Below are 3,768 nucleotides of genomic sequence, written 5' to 3'. Positions count from 1 at the left end.
ATATCTAGAAAGCGGCTTTTATAGCTGATTTTTTGCTGTAAGTAATCACAATTTTTCTTTACACCATTTGTCTCTGTGTTGAGGTACCACAGAGTACTGTATAAGTTAATCAAAGACTTAGTGAGCATTACGAACTTTTTGGCTTCATTACTTATATTCAATCAAAGCTGACGTGATTTTGAAGAGAGCAATCTTTGAGCTGTATCCCATATCCGACATTCTATGACGCTAGTTCCTTATAAACGAGCTGAATATGACTTTTGTCCTGATAACCTAAGGTGTATTAATTGAAATAGCTTTTAGGGCGTTGAAAAATGGAAGAAGATGAAAAGGCGATTATGATTTTATTCGTGATTGTTGGCCTTGTACTCGTTTGGGTCGCGCTTGAAGAACTTAATTATCTCGGGCTCACAATAAAATAAGCCCCGTTAAACACAAGTTAAACGGGGCCCTTGTCTTTTATCAATGTGAATTCAGGCTAGCTAACCGCACGCACTTTGCCTTGTTTCAAATCGTTCAGCACTTGCGCTTTAGGGCCATCTGCGATGATGCTGCCTTTCTCCATCACAATTACGCGATCAACGATGTCGAGCATAGACGTTTTATGCGTAATCAGAATCAGCGTTTCACTAGGTTTCAACTGTGCTAATTGATGTTTAATGTGCATCTCTGAGCGATTATCCATCGCACTGGTTGGTTCATCCATGAGTAGAACAGGAGGACGACCCAAAAATGCACGAGCGATCGTGACTGCTTGACGTTGACCACCCGAAAGCATTGCACCACCTTCACCAACTTGGCGTTCTAAGCCCGCTGGGTCAGATTGCGTAAACGCAGTAACACCGGCACGATTCGCTGCGTCTAGTACGTCACGGTCATCGGTTAATGGGCGACCTAGCGTAATGTTGTCGCGGATAGAACCAAAGAACAGATTCGAATCTTGCGGCACACAACCAATATTACGGCGAATGTCGACATGATGCAGCTGTGCGATGTCGGTATCATCAATGCGAACATGACCTTCCGTCGGCTGATACAAGCCCATGATGAGACGTTCTAACGTGGTTTTACCCGAACCGATACGGCCTATGATCGCTACTTTTTCGCCTGGGTTAATGGTCAAGCTCAAATCTCGAATCGACGCCACCGGTGAATCTGGGTAGTGGAAGGTCACGCGTTCAAGTTCAATTTTGCCTTGTACTATTGGACGGTGAATGTAACGTTTACCTTCTTCTTGTTCATCCGGCATTTCCATGACTTGATTGATAATTGTCATAGAAGACTTCGCTTGGTTGTAGCGCGTAGAGAGTAAGGATAACTGAACCAAAGGACCTATCGCGCGGCCGCTAAGCATGGTTGCGGCAATCAAACCACCCATGGTTAAGTCGCCCTCTGCAATCAAGTAAACGCCTAGGATGATCATCCCTACGTTACTACTTTGCTGCACAAAACCTGCTGCGTTTTGAATGCTATCCGTAATTCGGCGGCTTTTTATATTCCAGTTCGCCATGTGCGCAACTGCCTCTTCCCAGCGGTATTGGAATTGGCTTTGCGCACTGAGCATTTTTACGGTTTCTAACCCAGCCAAGCTCTCTATCAAATTGGCATATTTTTGCGATGCTAGGCGTGAACCCTCCTCAATGGAGCGGCGCAGCGGCCCTTGTATCAGTAGCGAGTGAATAATCAAAATGACCACGCCCACCATCGGTACATACACAAGATCGCCAGCCATTAGCCATATAATCACTAAGAATAAAATGGCAAAAGGCAAATCAATGAGAGCACTGACGGTCGCTGAAGTAAAAAACTCTCGAATAGATTCGAATTCTTGTAAATGGCGAGCGAAGGCACCGACCGAAGGCGGCTTCGATTCCATTCTAATCCCCATCACTTTGCTGAACAGTTTGGATGAAATCAGAATGTCAGACTTCTTGCCCGCCACATCAATGAAGTAATTTCTCAGCGACTTGAGAATGAAGTCGAACAGGAACACGACAAAGATGCCGCTTGCTAGTACCCATAGGGTTTCAAACGCAAGATTCGGAACCACTTTGTCGTACACCAAGCGAGTGAATAGCGGAGCGGCAACCGCAAAGAGGTTGATGAGAAGTGATGCGATTAAAACATCACGGTAGATGCGTTTTGACTGCCACAAGGTTGACCAGAACCAGTGGCCTTCGTTGGTTTTGAGCACTTCGGGAGAGCGCTCATCGAAACGGAATTGCTTTTTAACTAAAAAGTACCGACCAGTGTATTGCTCAAGTAGGTCTTCTAATGGAATAGAGATCGGCACCATTCCACTTTCTAGGGTGGTGACTTCGGCCTCGCGTTTCTCCATATTGATGCTGTTGAGAACGCAAGAGTCACCGCCTTTAAGAACTAAGATTGCTGGCAGAATTAGGCTAGAGATGCTCTCCAGCTCTGCGCGGTTTTCCTTGGCAACCAATCCGGCCCTTTCCGCTGCTCTTGGTAGCAAAAATGGGGTCAGTTTACCGTCAGATAGCGGTAGTCCGTTGACTAGCGCTTCTGGCGAGTTAGCTAACCCATAGTAACGGCTAACGTAGATGAGCGAATTCAGTAAAGGGTCTTTCATCGTTGATAAACCTTTTTATTCCTTGTCGACGATGAATCCTTGGAATACCTCAACAAAATGTTCAGTGAGGAAGTCCAACTGGATTTGAGTTTCGATACGCGATGCGATAGTCGTAATACCAAGGTTGTGGGCAGTACGAGAGATCGACGTTAGCGTGAATTTCTGTTTTTCGTCGTGCAAGTTGTGTGTGAATAGGTAATCGAGCTTCACATAGTTCGGGCGGAACTCTTGGATGTATTCCAAAGATTGGAAGTTACGTCCGTAGTTATCTACGCCGAACTCAGCACCTGATTGGCGAATGGCATTACATAACAGTGCTGTGTGGTGAGGCTGATCGATAAAGCATTCCTCTGGAATTTCAAAGTGTAGCTTAGAGGCCACTTTGGCGTGTTTTTCCAGCATGCTAGTTGTCCAGCGAATAAACGATGGTTGAGACAAGCTGCTTTGCGCGATGTTAATCGCGACTGGGTCATTAAGTTCACCACTTTCTAGCATCTTAATCATTGATTCAATGACATACTGGTCAAAGATGTTGGTGGCGTCTAACTGTTCTAGTGCGAATAGGTATTGATTCGCACGATACGTTTCACCATCTTTTTCGATGCTTGAAAATACTTCGTTGTGGAATACTTTACCCCATGTGTTTTTCGCAGCTTGGAAACGGAATTTAACCCAATCACTATGAATGGCTTCTTCAACCAACGCTTTCCATTGCTGTTTACCCATCAAACTAGAAGGTGTATCACTGCCAATGAAGCCGTATGGCTTGTCTGGTTGCGCTTTGGCTTTCGATAGTGCGTTGTCCACCATCGAGAGGATTTCAGAGCGCGTTTTCTGATCTTTGCTGTGTGCAACCCCTAGTGACGCTTTAGGTTTTGCTAAGCCTGTTGGGTCAGTATTTAGGCCGTTCACACAATTGACGATGCTGTCCGATAAAATGCGTAACTCGCTCTCATCCATATGAGGGAAAAGCAAGCCGAACTCATCACTAGATAAGCGAGCAATAGTGGCACCCGGAACATCAATGGTGTTTTTCAAACGTTGAGACAGTTCTTTAACGTGGGCATCTGCGCGTTGGTAATCTTTGGTCTCGTAAATGTCCCCAATGTATTCAGCATGGAGTAGCGCGATACCCCCTTGCGTTTGCTCTGCAAGCCATTGGTCAATTTGGTTGA

Annotated in this window: 2 protein-coding genes; both read right to left on the bottom strand. The window is 45.5% G+C overall.

Translation table 11 applies throughout. The features are described from left to right. Positions 1-478: 478 nt before the first annotated feature. Complete coding sequence (locus IQR33_RS23460; RefSeq protein WP_005374556.1) at positions 479-2,593, bottom strand: type I secretion system permease/ATPase; 2,115 nt, start codon at positions 2,591-2,593, stop codon at positions 479-481. A gap of 15 nt (positions 2,594-2,608) precedes the next feature. Continuing rightward, positions 2,609-3,768, bottom strand: a 1,160-nt coding sequence (locus IQR33_RS34100) for an EAL domain-containing protein (protein WP_228014084.1), incomplete at its 5' end; no start/stop codon positions are given.

This window comes from Vibrio sp. OPT46, from assembly GCF_015163535.1.
Lineage (GTDB): Bacteria > Pseudomonadota > Gammaproteobacteria > Enterobacterales > Vibrionaceae > Vibrio > Vibrio alginolyticus.
This window is presented reverse-complemented; position numbering and strand designations above follow the sequence as displayed.